Origin of the sequence: Candidatus Kapaibacterium thiocyanatum (assembly GCA_001899175.1) — a bacterium.
Taxonomy (GTDB): Bacteria; Bacteroidota; Ignavibacteria; order Kapaibacteriales; family Kapaibacteriaceae; genus Kapaibacterium; species Kapaibacterium thiocyanatum.
In genome coordinates this window covers 131,543-144,381 of the sequence record MKVH01000025.1, presented here as the reverse complement: position 1 = coordinate 144,381, position 12,839 = coordinate 131,543, and the positions used below count along the sequence as shown (strand labels likewise).

The 12,839-nt window shown below is 61.0% G+C and carries 16 protein-coding genes and 1 pseudogene; 13 read left to right on the top strand and 4 right to left on the bottom strand.

Annotated elements, in window-relative coordinates:
• Window positions 1–18 precede the first annotated feature (18 nt).
• Genes BGO89_13245 through BGO89_13235 form a run of 3 tightly spaced genes read right to left on the bottom strand, consistent with a single transcriptional unit; the run spans window position 19 to window position 2,564 of the window.
• Complete coding sequence (locus tag BGO89_13245) at window positions 19–297, bottom strand: hypothetical protein (GenBank protein ID OJX56297.1); 279 nt, start codon at window positions 295–297, stop codon at window positions 19–21.
• Entirely contained in the window at window positions 294–1,424 is a 1,131-nt protein-coding gene (locus BGO89_13240; protein ID OJX56296.1) for a hypothetical protein, read from the bottom strand. Before BGO89_13240 ends, BGO89_13245 begins: the two co-directional genes overlap by 4 nt.
• An 18-nt stretch (window positions 1,425–1,442) precedes the next feature.
• Window positions 1,443–2,564: a DNA polymerase III subunit beta gene (locus BGO89_13235; GenBank protein OJX56295.1), complete on the bottom strand. Its 1,122-nt coding sequence runs from the start codon at window positions 2,562–2,564 to the stop codon at window positions 1,443–1,445.
• A 72-nt stretch (window positions 2,565–2,636) separates the two neighbouring features.
• On the opposite strand from BGO89_13235, the gene BGO89_13230 reads away from it, so the two are divergent.
• The 8 genes from BGO89_13230 to BGO89_13195 all read left to right on the top strand — a co-directional run bounded on the left by BGO89_13230 (window position 2,637) and on the right by BGO89_13195 (window position 8,255).
• A complete protein-coding gene (locus BGO89_13230; GenBank protein OJX56294.1) occupies window positions 2,637–3,317 on the top strand; it encodes a phosphatidylserine decarboxylase in 681 nt (226 codons plus the stop codon).
• A gap of 1 nt (window position 3,318) precedes the next feature.
• Window positions 3,319–4,089 (top strand): CDP-diacylglycerol--serine O-phosphatidyltransferase, encoded by a 771-nt coding sequence (locus BGO89_13225; GenBank protein OJX56293.1) that lies wholly within the window; start codon window positions 3,319–3,321, stop codon window positions 4,087–4,089.
• Window positions 4,090–4,095: 6 nt separating this feature from the next.
• Window positions 4,096–4,371, top strand: a complete 276-nt coding sequence (locus BGO89_13220) for a phosphoribosylformylglycinamidine synthase, purS protein (protein OJX56292.1) — start codon at window positions 4,096–4,098, stop codon at window positions 4,369–4,371.
• A complete protein-coding gene (locus BGO89_13215) occupies window positions 4,368–5,078 on the top strand; it encodes a phosphoribosylformylglycinamidine synthase I (protein ID OJX56291.1) in 711 nt (236 codons plus the stop codon). The genes BGO89_13220 and BGO89_13215 overlap by 4 nt, the downstream gene beginning before the upstream one ends.
• Window positions 5,079–5,109: 31 nt before the next feature.
• Entirely contained in the window at window positions 5,110–5,289 is a 180-nt protein-coding gene (locus BGO89_13210; protein OJX56290.1) for a Sec-independent protein translocase TatA, read from the top strand.
• Window positions 5,290–5,295: 6 nt separating this feature from the next.
• Window positions 5,296–5,610: a hypothetical protein gene (locus BGO89_13205; protein ID OJX56289.1), complete on the top strand. Its 315-nt coding sequence runs from the start codon at window positions 5,296–5,298 to the stop codon at window positions 5,608–5,610.
• A 32-nt stretch (window positions 5,611–5,642) separates the two neighbouring features.
• Complete coding sequence (locus BGO89_13200; protein ID OJX56288.1) at window positions 5,643–7,058, top strand: glutaminyl-tRNA synthase (glutamine-hydrolyzing) subunit A; 1,416 nt, start codon at window positions 5,643–5,645, stop codon at window positions 7,056–7,058.
• Between the two features lie 78 nt (window positions 7,059–7,136).
• The gene (locus BGO89_13195) at window positions 7,137–8,255 is read left to right on the top strand and encodes a hypothetical protein (protein OJX56287.1); all 1,119 of its coding nucleotides are present in this window, start codon (window positions 7,137–7,139) and stop codon (window positions 8,253–8,255) included.
• Here BGO89_13195 and BGO89_13190 read toward each other — a convergent pair.
• On the bottom strand, window positions 8,252–8,653 hold the full coding sequence (locus tag BGO89_13190; GenBank protein ID OJX56286.1) for an osmotically inducible protein OsmC: 402 nt from the start codon (window positions 8,651–8,653) through the stop codon (window positions 8,252–8,254). The two genes, BGO89_13195 and BGO89_13190, sit on opposite strands and share 4 nt — an antisense overlap.
• 105 nt (window positions 8,654–8,758) lie before the next feature.
• Here BGO89_13190 and BGO89_13185 point away from each other — a divergent pair.
• From BGO89_13185 to BGO89_13165, 5 genes and pseudogenes are all read left to right on the top strand, one after another.
• Window positions 8,759–9,658: pseudogene (locus BGO89_13185) on the top strand (succinate--CoA ligase subunit alpha).
• Between the two features lie 117 nt (window positions 9,659–9,775).
• On the top strand, window positions 9,776–10,201 hold the full coding sequence (locus BGO89_13180) for a nucleoside-diphosphate kinase (GenBank protein OJX56285.1): 426 nt from the start codon (window positions 9,776–9,778) through the stop codon (window positions 10,199–10,201).
• A gap of 76 nt (window positions 10,202–10,277) precedes the next feature.
• On the top strand, window positions 10,278–10,826 hold the full coding sequence (locus BGO89_13175) for a hypothetical protein (protein OJX56383.1): 549 nt from the start codon (window positions 10,278–10,280) through the stop codon (window positions 10,824–10,826).
• Window positions 10,823–11,788 carry a hypothetical protein gene (locus BGO89_13170; protein OJX56284.1) on the top strand — a complete coding sequence of 322 codons (966 nt, stop codon included), beginning with the start codon at window positions 10,823–10,825 and terminating at the stop codon, window positions 11,786–11,788. Before BGO89_13175 ends, BGO89_13170 begins: the two co-directional genes overlap by 4 nt.
• Entirely contained in the window at window positions 11,782–12,834 is a 1,053-nt protein-coding gene (locus BGO89_13165; protein OJX56283.1) for a hypothetical protein, read from the top strand. The genes BGO89_13170 and BGO89_13165 overlap by 7 nt, the downstream gene beginning before the upstream one ends.
• Window positions 12,835–12,839 lie beyond the last annotated feature (5 nt).

The following is a 12,839-nucleotide window of genomic DNA, read 5'->3' as shown; positions in this document are numbered from 1 at the left end:
GTTATCGAGGGGCCCTCGTCAGCGCAACACGATCTCGCGGATCATATCGCTGCCGATGCGGGCATTCAATTTCGTTCGTAATTCTTCGCGACGGAGCGTGAGCTCCGCGCGCCATGTCGCATCGCGGACGTGTACCTTCAGGACGCCGTTCTCCAGCCCCCGTACCTCCGAAAGGGCGGCCAGACGCGGCCCGACCACATCGGCCCAGTAGTGCGGCATACGCGCCTTGTGGAGCGTGTCGTGCAGCTTGTACCTGGCCAGCACATCGTTCAGCACGTCGCCGAGCGAACGTGTCATGCAGCCTCCTTGAATGTACCTCCGTCGACGGTCACGAGTCGCACATCCGTTCCTGCGGGAACCAGTGCGGCGATCTCGTCACCGTCGGTCGTGGTCACGAAGCACTGCATGCCCATGGCGAGAATCAGCTTCATTACACGGGCACAACGGTCGCGGTCCAATTCGCTGAAGACATCGTCGAGCAGCACCACGGGCCGTTCGTCACGCAGATCCCGGAGGATTGTGCATTCGGCAAGTTTCAGCGCCACCAGCAAGGATTTGTGCTGTCCCTGCGACGCCGTCTCCTTCACCAGGCCACCGTTGATCAGGAAGGTCAGTTCGTCACGTTGCGGGCCGAACAGCGTCAGCCCCCGGCGCACTTCCTGCTGGGCATTCCGTTCGGCGGCGGCCAGCATGGCAGAGACGATTTCATCGTCGGTCAAATTGTCGACGTCGGCAATACCGTCCGGCTCGTATCTGAGCTCGATCTCTTCGGCCGCGCCCGACACTTCCGCATAGGATCGATGGACGCGTGGCCCGAAATCCTTGAGGAAGTCCCGGCGCCTGCGCACCAGTTCCGCACTGCATGTCGCCAGGGCCTCCGTCCATGCCGCCATCATCGACGACGGCGGCATCGTGCCACCGCATTGGGCGAGCAGGGCGTTGCGCTGTTTCAGCAATCGGCGGTGTTCGTAGAGCAGATCCGTCACCCGCTTGCTGGCCTGGGCCATCACGGCATCGATGAAGGCGCGCCTGTCGGACGGAGCGCCGAACGTGATACTCTTGTGATCCGGGGACAGGGCAACGATCGGAAGCTCACCGATCAGGTCGCGTGCCGTGAGGTTCGAACCGATCGACGTTTCGATGCGCTTGCGCATACCTTCGCGGTAGGCGATACTCACCTTGTAGGGAACGTCGCGGTCACGTTCCGCCACGACCGTCACCGAACACATCTCCGCACCGTGCCGCACGAGTGCGCTTTCGGGTACGGGCACGAAGCTTCTTCCGAGGGCCGACATGCTGATGGCTTCCAGCACGCTCGTCTTGCCTGCTCCGTTACGACCGGTCAGGATCGTGACGTCACGCGCGCAGACGAGTTCCGAATGGCCGTGGTTGCGCAGGTTGGACAAGGCTACGGTGTGGATCACCATGTTGCCGGGAACCGGTCAGATCTTCACCGGCATCACGAGCATCAGGAGCGAGTCATTCCCCGCACCAGGCGTGATGAGTACGGCACGGATCGGTGTGGAGAACGTCATCCGGACGTTGAGATCCGGATCGTCGTCCACCGAAATGTTCTTGATGGCTTCTTCCAGAAAGCGGTAGTTGAAACCGACTTCGAAGGTCTCGGCCGAGAATTCGCAGGGGATGGTTTCCGTACCCTTGCCGCCCGAATCCTCGTCTTCCGAGTGCACGGCCAGCGTACGCTCGTTGATACGGAAGCGTACGTGACGGGTATTCGTGTTGGCGAACAGTGATACGCGCTTGATGGCCGACAGGACTTCACGCTGATTGATGATCAGGGACTTGTCGTTGTCGGACGGAATCACGTTCTGGTACGGAGGATACTTTTCGTCGATGATACGGGTCGTGATCGTCTGCGAGGCGATGGTGAAGCGCGCATGGGTACGGCTCACCTCCATCACGACGTCGCTGTCGACCTTGCGCAGCAGTTCCACGGCGCGTGCCGGAACGATGCACTCCAGGCCGTTCGGGAAACTCTCGTCTTCAGAACGATCGACGATGACGCGCGACAGACGGAAACCGTCCGTAGCCACGGCCGTGATCTTGTTCTCGTCGAACCTGAAGAAGACACCCGTCATGCTCGGACGATACTCTTCCGTAGAAACGGCGAACACGGTCTTGTTCGACATGCGTGCCATGTCGGCACCGCTGACCAGGGCCTTCTGCGCTTCGGGGAAGGGCGGGATGCTGGGAAATTCACCGGCGTCGAGCCCCTTCATCTCGTACGTCCCGGTAGGGGTACGTACAATGATGACCTGTACATCCTCGTCGGCATGCACCTCGATGGTTCCGGCGTTGCCGAGTTCCTTGACGAGGTCGTTGAACTGCCGTGCGGGAATCAGTACGTCGCCGTCGGCCTCACCGGCCACGGGAATGGTCAACGCGATCGTGATTTCCTGATCGGTGGCCGTGAACGTGAGTTCCGAACCCGCAAGAGACACGTGAACGTGTTCGAGGACGGGAATCGTGGACTTTGCCGGAATGGCAGGGAGAATCTTTTGCAGGGCCTTCTGGAGCTCAGGCAGCGCTACCGTGAATTTCATGGCGCATTTCAGTAATTTGACCGGCGAAACTACGAAACCCGAGATGACTGTACAATCCGCTTCAGGCCTGAAATGATCACGCCCTACGGCTATGACAACGCCTTCCTGATGCTCGGCGTGGGTGTGTGTCTGCTGATCCTGGCCTTCACCCTCTCCGGCCTTGTCTTCCCGCTTCTGTTCGGCGTCCTGGGCACCGTCCTGATCGGCTTCACGCTGTGGTTCTTCCGCGACCCGGAACGCCCGCTCGTCGATGTGGCCCGAACGGATACGGCCATCGTCGTCTCCCCTGCCGACGGCACGGTCACCGAAATCGTCGCCATGGATCATGTGGCCGGCATCGGCGGCCCTGCGACGCAGGTCACGATCTTCCTGTCGCCCGTCAACCTGCACGTCAATCGCTATCCGGTGAGCGGCACGGTGACGGACGTCAGCTACATTCCCGGCAAGTACCTGATGGCCTTCAACCCGAAGGCGTCGGAAGAGAACGAACGCTCCGTCATCAGCGTGGCCACGCCACACGGACCGCTCATCTTCAAGCAGATCACGGGCTTCCTGGCACGCCGCGTCGTCTACGAAACCAGGACCGGCGACGTGATCAAGGCCGGAGCACGGTTCGGTATGATGAAGTTCGGTTCCCGAATGGACATCCTCGTCCCCGAAGGCACGGAAATCAACGTCCGCACCGGACAGAAGGTCGTGAGCAACGATACGATCATCGCCCGGCTTCCGGCGGCACGAGGCACGGCAGCCTGACATGCGCGTCACCCGCTCCATCGTCCCGAACCTGTTCACGCTCGCGAATCTTTTCTGCGGGTTCGCTGCCATCATCGCGGCGACCGAAGGCGACATCTACAGGGCGGCACTGCTCATCCTGACGTCCGGCATCTTCGACATGCTCGACGGCGTGGTGGCACGCCTCACCCAGAGCACGAGCGAATTCGGCGTGGAACTCGACTCCCTGTGCGATGCCGTCAGCTTCGGCGTAGCGCCGAGCGTGATGCTCTACATGGCCTTCTTCCATGCATGGCATTCGTGGGGACTCCTACTCGCCTCCCTGCCCGCGCTCGCGGGCGTCCTGCGCCTCGCTCGGTTCAACGTCCAGCTCACGAGCATGGAGGACAAGCTCTACTTCCGGGGCATGCCCATCCCGGCCGGAGCGCTGACGATCATCTCCTACCTGGTCTTCTTCCATCAGCGCGACACCCTGCCTGCCGAGTGGAAGACCCCTGGCATCGTCCTGGTGACGCTGCTCACGGCGGGAGCCATGGTGAGCACCATCAAATACGACAATCTGCCGCGTCCTACATGGCGCGGCATCAAACAGAGGCCATTCGTTTTTCTCGTATTTTTGGCTGGTGTCGTCGCTGCCATCGTTACGGGTGGCAAGGCCCTGTTTCCTTTCATGGCCCTGTACATGATCGGAGGCGCCATACGACACGCCGTGCACCTGCTGCGTACACGCAACAGGGAGGACGACCTCGACGATACCCTCGAAGAACCAGACCCCGATCCGTTCGAACTGTAAGCCAACATGAAGACCTACACCGCCCACGTCACCGTAACCCTTCGCCGAGCCATTCTTGACGTACAGGGAAAGACGGTCGAACACGCCCTGCACAGCCTGCACATGCCCGCCCTTTCGGACGTCCGCATCGGCAAGCACATCGAACTCCAGGTCCAGGCTCCCGACAGGGACACCGCGGCCGGACTCGTCGATGACGCCTGCCGCAAGCTGCTGGCCAATCCCGTCATGGAAGACTATACGGTGCAGATCCTCGAGCCTGTCTCCGCAGGAGTAACGGCATGAAGATCGGCGTCGTAACGTTTCCCGGTTCCAACTGCAACAGGGATGCCGAACATGCCTCGGCCCTGCTGGGACATGAGGTGTTCCCGCTGTGGCACAAGGATACGGCCCTGCCCAACGGGCTGGACGTCGTCATCCTTCCGGGCGGTTTCAGCTATGGCGACTATCTGAGAACGGGCGCCATCGCCCGCTTCTCGCCCATCATGAACGAAGTCATCGGTTTCGCCAACAAGGGCGGACTCGTCTTCGGTATCTGCAATGGCTTCCAGATCCTGACGGAAGCAGGCCTGCTGCCCGGCGCCCTCATCCGCAACGCCGATCTGTCGTTCGCCTGCAAGGATGTCTTCCTGCGCGTCGAGAACGCTACCACGGCCTTCACGAATGCAGTGGAGCCCGGTTCCATCCTGCGGATACCCATCGCCCACGGCGAGGGACGCTATATCGCCACGCCGGACGTCATTGAACGCCTGGAGGGCGAAGGCCACGTCCTGTATCGCTACGTCACCCCCCAGGGAGACGTTACGGACGATGCCAACCCCAACGGAAGCATCAACAACATCGCCGGCGTGATCAACGAACGCGGCAACGTCATGGGGCTCATGCCCCACCCCGAGCGCGCCTGCGAGGCGCTTCTCGGTTCTGCCGATGGCCGCAGCGTTTTCGAAAGCCTTGCGAACGTCGTGACCCAGGCGTCGCCCTCGCTGGTATAACTCACAGACATCACTATTTGCGGAGATCGCAATGCCATTCGGACTCGGCCTCCCGGAGCTTCTTCTCATCGCCCTGCTCGTCGTTCTTCTGTTCGGATCCAAGAAGATTCCCGAGCTCATGCGCGGTCTCGGCTCCGGCATCAAGGAATTCAAGAAGGCTGCCACCGGCGAAGAAACGCCGAACGCCTCCGACACGAAGAAGGAATCCTGACCTCCCATGTTTGACGTAGGCGGCGGCGAACTTCTTTTCATACTCCTTGCCATCCTCCTGCTCTTCGGTCCCAAGAAGATTCCCGAAGTAGCCCAGATGATCGGCAAGGGGATACGGCAGTTCCGCAAAGCCCAGGAAGATCTCACGCAGCAGATACGCGACATCTCCACCGAGGCTGCCGAAGCCGTCGACATGACACCCGTGACGACACCTCCCGTCGTCACCCCCATCCCCAGAACGACACGGGCTGACGCCCCTCCCGCGGAAGACGGCGCTACATCGGAAAACGACGACGATGCGCAGGGTCCGACGCAGGCCTGAGCACCCAGTTTTCTCCGCCATCATCCACGACCATGTTCATACGTACCGACAAGCCCCGCTTCTCTTCCGGCACGACGTCCTGCGCCGAGCGCACGGATACCATGCTGTCGGCCATCGACGATGGCGCGAACCTGAATGCCTTCCTCGCCGTCGACGCAGATGGCACGAGGAATCAGGCACGGGAAAGCGACGAGCGGTACGCTGCCGGCCTCGCACGGCCCCTCGAAGGCATGGTCATCGCCGTCAAGGACAACATCTCCATGAAGGGCCTGCCGATGACGTGCGGTTCCCGGCTGCTGGAGAATTTCCGACCCGTCTACGACGCTACCGTCATCGAACGTCTGCGTGACGCAGGTGCCATCCTGATCGGCAAGACGAACATGGATGAGTTCGCCATGGGATCGTCCAGTGAGACCTCGGCCTTCGGTCCCGTCCTCCATCCGTTCGATACCACGCTGGTGCCCGGCGGATCGTCCGGCGGCTCGGCAGTCGCCGTGGCGAAGGCGATGTGCCATACGGCCCTCGGCTCGGATACCGGCGGCTCCATCCGCCAGCCCGCCGCCTTCTGCGGCACCTATGGCATGAAGCCCACCTATGGCCGGGTGTCGCGATATGGCCTGACGGCCTTCGCGAGCTCCCTCGACCAGATCGGCATCTTCGCATCGAGCGCGGACGACACGGCGGCGCTGTTCGACGTCATCACCGGATACGATCCGATGGACAGCACGAGTCATCCCGATGCCGCCGGCAAGGCCATGGCGATACTGAATGACCCCCTTCCGTCCCCCCTGCGCATCGGCGTCTTTCCGGAGACGGACCTGGATGGCTGCGAACCTGCCGTCCTCGACGCCTATCGAACGACGATCGACCGCCTGCGGACCCTCGGAGCCGAGATCAGGGAAGTCAGCATCGGATACAAGGAAACCTGGGTCCCTACGTACTTCATTCTCGCCACGGCCGAAGCGTCCAGCAATCTCGCACGGTTCGATGGCGTCCGGTACGGGAACAGGGGCGCGATGACGTCTGACGAGACGGACGTGATGGTCTCCACACGGTCGAACGGCTTCGGCAGCGAAGTCAAGCGACGCATCATGCTCGGCACCTACGTCCTTTCCAGCGGATACTACGACGCATACTACCGCAAGGCCCAGCAGGCACGTCGCCTGATCAGTACAGCCTACGCGGACATCTACCGCGAGGTCGACGCCCTGGTCCTCCCCACGACGCCGACCACGGCCTTCGGAATCGGCGAGAAAAATGCCGACCCCGTGGCGATGTGGTTGTCGGACTTCTTCACCGTCAGCGCCAACATCGCAGGGATTCCGGCCATCTCCATTCCGGCCGGTACGGACGGCAAGGGACTCCCGATCGGCATGCAACTCCAGGGCCCGATGTTCGGCGACGAACGCCTCCTGCAGCTTGCCGCACGACTGGAATCGGCTGCCTGAATCAGGTAACCTTTCGTTCTGTTCATGGTTTGTGATGAAGTAGCAATACCGGAACAACGGATCCGGGGCGCCATTGCTATGTTCAGATCGACACAATCACTGCAAGAAGAACGCACGATGCGAGGCCTCCCTCTCTTCGCCATCCTGGCCACATGTCTCGTGGCAATCGGCTGCTCCGACGGTAGCAGCAACCCTTCGCCCGGTACGGAACAGTATCTCTACTTCTCACGGATCGACGGTACCCCGCGCATCGTACGCTGGGAGCCCGGTTCGCCGGGGGAAGCCGACGTCATCGTCCAGAATGCCACGCTTCTGTCCGGTCCCCGTGCCGGACGCCTCCTCGGATGCACGACGTCCGGCTCGGCGACGACGCTATTCAGTACGACGACGACCGGTACGGATCGGAAGGACCTCTACGTCCTTGCCGGCGATATCGTGCTGAATCATGCCGAATTCGACAGGTCCGCATCGAAGATCCTCTGCCAGATGATGCTGAGCCGTGGCAGTTATGCCGACGGTGCCCTGATCGTCATGAATGCGGACGGAACGGGGGGAACGCATATCGCCGGCAACGTAGCTCACGAAACCGGCGCCCATTTCTCTCCCGTCGGCACGACGGTGGCTTACATGACGCGTCGCCGCTATCCGGACGTCCCCGACTCCCTCTACGTGGTGAACGTGGACGGCAGCGAACGCCGCCTCGTCAGCACGGAAGTGGCCATCGCCTCGAACGACATGGATCAATGGATGTGGTCGCCCGACGGCGCCTCCATCATCTACACGAACTTCAGCGAAGAGAACACCCATCTTCGCCTGCTCGACGTCGCATCCGGCACGACACGCCGTCTCTCTGCCGACTCGAACGCGCAGTACGGCGGCCTGTTCTCGCCCGACGGAACGCAGATCGTGGTCACGAGCACGACGTCACCGACGGCCATCGACGGCAGTACGGCGACGACGATCACCATCGTCAACATGAACGGCACGGGCCGCCGCGTGATATGCCGGAGCGATATGCATGAACTACTGGCCTCCCCGGTCATTTCGGCGGACAATGGATACATCGCCTACCTGCGGATTCCAACGGGAGGCAGGCCAGGCCCGGACTATTCGCAGGCCAGGATGGAAGTCGTACGGGTCGCCGACGGCAGCATCACGAGGCTCGACGGCGTCGCGATGCACCCGTACTGGTATTAATGAAAGGTAACGGGCACTTCGATCCTGTCCGAAATGCTCAGCTTCACCGGACATGTCGTGACGGCATTGGTAAGGATCTTCATCTCCTTGTCGTCGAATGCCCGGTTCAGATGGATGTCGACGACGAGACGCCCGACGCGCCGGAGCGGATCGGCGATCATTTCCTTCTTGACGGTGATGCGCGTACCCGTCAGATCCCACTCATGGCGTTCGGCGGCAATTCCCATGATGGTGAGCATACAGGCGCCGAGCGAAGCGGCGAGCATATCCGAAGGCGAGAAGCTTTCACCCTTGCCGTGGTTGTCGACGGGAGCGTCGGTGAGCACGACGGCGCCACTCGGACCATGCACGGCCTTGCAGCGCAGTTCGCCTTCATAGGAAATCGTCATTTCGACCATGGGAAGCTCCTGTACATGATTGAGCGATAATATACGCAGACCAACGACCGGGTTACGTCCCGTTTTCGTAGTTTTGGCGTCTCTTTTTCTACGACAGGAAGCATCATGAGCGTTCTCGTCAACAAGAACTCGAAGATCATCGTTCAAGGCCTTACCGGTGGCGAGGGCACGTTCCACGCCTCGCAGATGCTGCAATACGGCACGAATGTCGTCGGTGGCGTCACCCCCGGAAAGGGGGGCACCATGTACAGCGGCAAAGGTGACGACATCTTCACGCGTCCGGTTCCCGTATTCAATACGGTGAGCGACGCCGTGGCCGCAACGCAGGCCGACGTATCGATCATTTTCGTCCCTGCACCGATGGCCGCCGACGCCATCCTGGAAGCCATCGACGCGAACATCGCCGTCATCATCTGCATCACGGAAGGCATTCCGGTCAAGGACATGATCCCGGTTGCCGCCAAGCTCGAGCAGTCGAACAGCCGCCTCATCGGCCCGAACTGTCCCGGCATCATCACCCCCGGCGAAGCCAAGATCGGCATCATGCCCGGCTTCATCTTCACGCAGGGCCCCATCGGTCTCGTGAGCCGCTCCGGAACGCTCACCTACGAAGCCGTGAAGCAACTGTCGGACGTAGGCCTCGGCCAGACGACGTGCATCGGCATCGGTGGCGACCCCATCATCGGCACGCGCTTCATCGACGCCATCAAGCTCTTCAACGAAGACCCCGCCACGGAAGCCATCGTCATGATCGGTGAAATCGGCGGCAATGCGGAAGAAGAAGCGGCCCGCTACATCAAGGACCACGTCAAGAAGCCCGTCGTCGGCTTCATCGCAGGCCAGACGGCTCCTCCCGGACGCCGCATGGGCCACGCCGGCGCCATCATCTCCGGTGGCAAGGGCACGGCGGCCGACAAGATGGCCACCATGCGAGAATGCGGCATCACCGTCGTGGAATCCCCCGCGACGATCGGCACGACGATGAAGAGCGTCCTCGAAGGACGCGCCACGAACGGCGCATCGAAGAAGTCCGACGACAAGACGGCCGCCAAGAAGACCACGAAGAAGAAGTAGGCGCATCCAACGCACGACAACGAATCAACAACCCCAATACACCCGACCATGGAACGTACACTCGCAATCGTCAAGCCCGATGCAGTCCGCAAGAACAACATCGGCGACATCCTCGCAATGATCCAGAAGGCCGGCTTCACGGTTCTCGCCTGCAAGCTCACGCGCCTCAGCAAGGAACAGGCCGGTGAATTCTATGCCGTTCACAAGGAACGCCCCTTCTATGGCGAACTCGTGAACTTCATGTCCAGCGGACCGATCTTCCCTATCGCCCTCGAGAAAAACAACGCCATCGCCGACTACCGCGCGCTGATCGGCTCGACGGACCCGGCTGAAGCTGCCGACGGCACCATCCGCAAGCTCTACGCCGCCAACAAGGGCGAGAACGCCGTCCACGGTTCGGATTCGGTCGAAAACGGCATCAACGAGATCGCCTTCTTCTTCAGCGACGCCGAAATCATCGGCAACACGAAGTAAGAACACCCGGAACGTCATCGCAGTTGTTGTTCGAGGGCGGCCTACCGCCCTCGACGTGTTTTCGGGAAGGGCTTTCGTGATACGCGAACTGCATCAGCTATCTACCGAAACACTGCACTCGAACCCCTACTTCGAGCTGCGGCAGGATGCCTATACCTTGCCCGACGGATCGACGGGCACGTACTACTACGTGCATACGTCCGGATCCGTCATCGTCGTGCCCAGAATGGCCGACGGGCGCATTGTCCTCGTGCAACAATATCGCTATCTTAACCGACGTCCGAGCCTTGAATTCCCCGGTGGTGGCATACGCCCCGGAACGTCACCGGAACAGGCCGCAAGGGCTGAACTTCAGGAGGAAGCAGGGCTCTCTCCCCTCCATCTGAAGCCTCTTGGCACCATCAACCCTTGCAAGGGCCTTACCGACGAACTGTGTACCGTATTCCTGGCCGAAGGCCTCGCCGACGTCCCCTCGTCGCCGGATCACAGTGAAGAATTCGAACTGCTGTCCCTGACGGCCGGAGAGGTGGACGCCGCCATCCGCCGTGGAGATATCTGGGATGGCATGACGCTCTCGGCCTGGATGTTGTGTTGTCTTACACCGCCTACTGAAGTCCGCCCATGACCCATCGCATGCTCATCATCGCCGCAATGCTCATCGCCACCTCGGCGTCGTGGGCGCAGGAACGCACCGTTACAGGCTCCAAGGCCTCACCCGGACGCGAATACCGACTTCAGGCGATGTATCGTGCGGGTATCGCACAGAACTACGAAGTCACGGAAACGACGTCCGTCGTCCGCACCCATTCCGACAGCTCGAAGAAGACCTATTCGCGCAAGATCACGTACATGATGACCGTGCGCTGCACGGAGAATATGAACGGCTTCGCCTCGCTGACGGCCAACATCGACTCCCTCACGTACGTCTTCACGGCCAACGGCGATACCGTCGCCTACGACTCGCAGAAGGACATCACACCGAAGAATTTCGCCGACCTCAACAACTACGTCGGCCCGATGAACCGCAGCCTGGAGATGAAGGTCAACACCTACGGTGAGATCCAATCCGTAACCGGCGAGCAGATCGACTGGATACGCACCTATCTCTCGGACAACGCCTCCGACATCGACTCCGTGCTTTCCCTGATCTGGACACAATCGGTGGAAGATCCGAATCTGCTCCAGTATGCCGACCTCCAGAAGCGCGTCCTGCCCGGGCTGCGCATGGCCGTCGATTCGTCCTGGAAGCATCGCATGTCCCTCCGTGTCGACGGCGTGATCTACGACGGCCAGGCCAGATCCGTCTTCGACAGCTACAGCGGCGGTCTGTACATCCTCAAGACGAAGGACACCATCGCCGCCGTGAAGCCGCAACGCATCCACGTCTATGGCGTCCCTTACATCTCGGAAGTACTGGACGGCGCGGCAGCCGTCAGCCATGAAGTGGACCTCGCCAGCACCGGCACGATCAACAAGGTCGAATCGAACGTCACGGCATGGTTCAAGGCCCGTGCCGTCAATGAAGTATTCACGCAACACGTGCAGTCCAACACCACCTGGACGCTAACCGGACAATTTCAATGGTGATCCGCTCATTCGCCCTGACGACAGTTACCGCGTGCATCCTCGCCGGCTGCGCATCAGAGGGGAAACAACCGGCCGACGAGCCGACCGACAGAACCGTCGTTACCGCTGCCGATACGGCATCGGCGACGATCGTACCCGCCAGTGAGGCACGTATCGACGCATTCGCCCTCCGTCTCGACTCGGGCGAAGTCTTCCGTTATCGCATGACGCAGTCCGCCGTTGCCGGCCCCGACTCGGCCATCGCCGAAACGAAGAGCTCGCATACCTACCTCAAACGCGTGAAGCGCGTTCGCAGCGACGGTACGATGGAGATCGGCATGACCTTCGAATCCATCAAGGTCGACGCCATCATCCGCAACAGGCTCACCAATCAGGTTCTCCAGGAACAGCACTACAGCTCTTCCGATTCGTCGCAGCGCAAGGACCCGAAGTATGCGCAGTTCAATGCCCTGCTCGGCGAGGAAGTGACCATCACGCTCACCCCCCAGGCCACGATCGAGGAGATCAGCGGCATCAAGCCCGTCGTCAACAGAATGCTCGACGTGCAGACGCAGTTGACGCCCGAGATGCGCGATCGTGCACGTCAGGGCCTCGAGCGCCAGGTCGAAGCCGCCATCTATGCCACCTACACGGAGCAGGAATATCTCCGCTTCCCGAAGAAGGGCATCGATTCGACGCAGGGATGGGATTTCACGGCCGACGCTCCCCTGATGGATCTCTTCATGATCCACAGTGAAGCCAAGTACCATATCGATGCCGTGAAGGAAGTCAAGGGACATCGCATCGCCGAAGTCACGGCCACGATGAAGGGTAGCATCACCACGGTACCCCTGCCCAGGACGGCACCGGTACAGGTGAAGGTAGGCCGTTCCGCCATCGTCGGCACCGGACGCACCATCATCGACGTCGTCAAGGGGTTCACGATCTCCAAGCACAATGAAGTTTCGACATCCGTTGCCGCAACCGTGCGCAACACGGCGACGGGACAACAGGAAGACGTTTCCCAACAGACGGTGATGCGCTATACCGTGGAGCTACTCCGCTAGGACAC

Excerpts from the sequence above, each read along its gene's own strand:
- BGO89_13220 (OJX56292.1), top strand. The coding sequence starts at position 4,096 with ATGAAGACCTACACCGCCCACGTCACCGTAACCCTTCGCCGAGCCATT.
- BGO89_13245 (OJX56297.1), bottom strand. The coding sequence starts at position 297 with ATGACACGTTCGCTCGGCGACGTGCTGAACGATGTGCTGGCCAGGTAC.
- BGO89_13230 (OJX56294.1), top strand. The coding sequence starts at position 2,637 with ATGATCACGCCCTACGGCTATGACAACGCCTTCCTGATGCTCGGCGTG.
- BGO89_13165 (OJX56283.1), top strand. The coding sequence starts at position 11,782 with ATGGTGATCCGCTCATTCGCCCTGACGACAGTTACCGCGTGCATCCTC.
- BGO89_13180 (OJX56285.1), top strand. The coding sequence starts at position 9,776 with ATGGAACGTACACTCGCAATCGTCAAGCCCGATGCAGTCCGCAAGAAC.
- BGO89_13235 (OJX56295.1), bottom strand. The coding sequence starts at position 2,564 with ATGAAATTCACGGTAGCGCTGCCTGAGCTCCAGAAGGCCCTGCAAAAG.
- BGO89_13190 (OJX56286.1), bottom strand. The coding sequence starts at position 8,653 with ATGGTCGAAATGACGATTTCCTATGAAGGCGAACTGCGCTGCAAGGCC.
- BGO89_13205 (OJX56289.1), top strand. The coding sequence starts at position 5,296 with ATGTTTGACGTAGGCGGCGGCGAACTTCTTTTCATACTCCTTGCCATC.
- BGO89_13225 (OJX56293.1), top strand. The coding sequence starts at position 3,319 with ATGCGCGTCACCCGCTCCATCGTCCCGAACCTGTTCACGCTCGCGAAT.
- BGO89_13210 (OJX56290.1), top strand. The coding sequence starts at position 5,110 with ATGCCATTCGGACTCGGCCTCCCGGAGCTTCTTCTCATCGCCCTGCTC.
- BGO89_13215 (OJX56291.1), top strand. The coding sequence starts at position 4,368 with ATGAAGATCGGCGTCGTAACGTTTCCCGGTTCCAACTGCAACAGGGAT.
- BGO89_13195 (OJX56287.1), top strand. The coding sequence starts at position 7,137 with ATGTTCAGATCGACACAATCACTGCAAGAAGAACGCACGATGCGAGGC.
- BGO89_13170 (OJX56284.1), top strand. The coding sequence starts at position 10,823 with ATGACCCATCGCATGCTCATCATCGCCGCAATGCTCATCGCCACCTCG.
- BGO89_13200 (OJX56288.1), top strand. The coding sequence starts at position 5,643 with ATGTTCATACGTACCGACAAGCCCCGCTTCTCTTCCGGCACGACGTCC.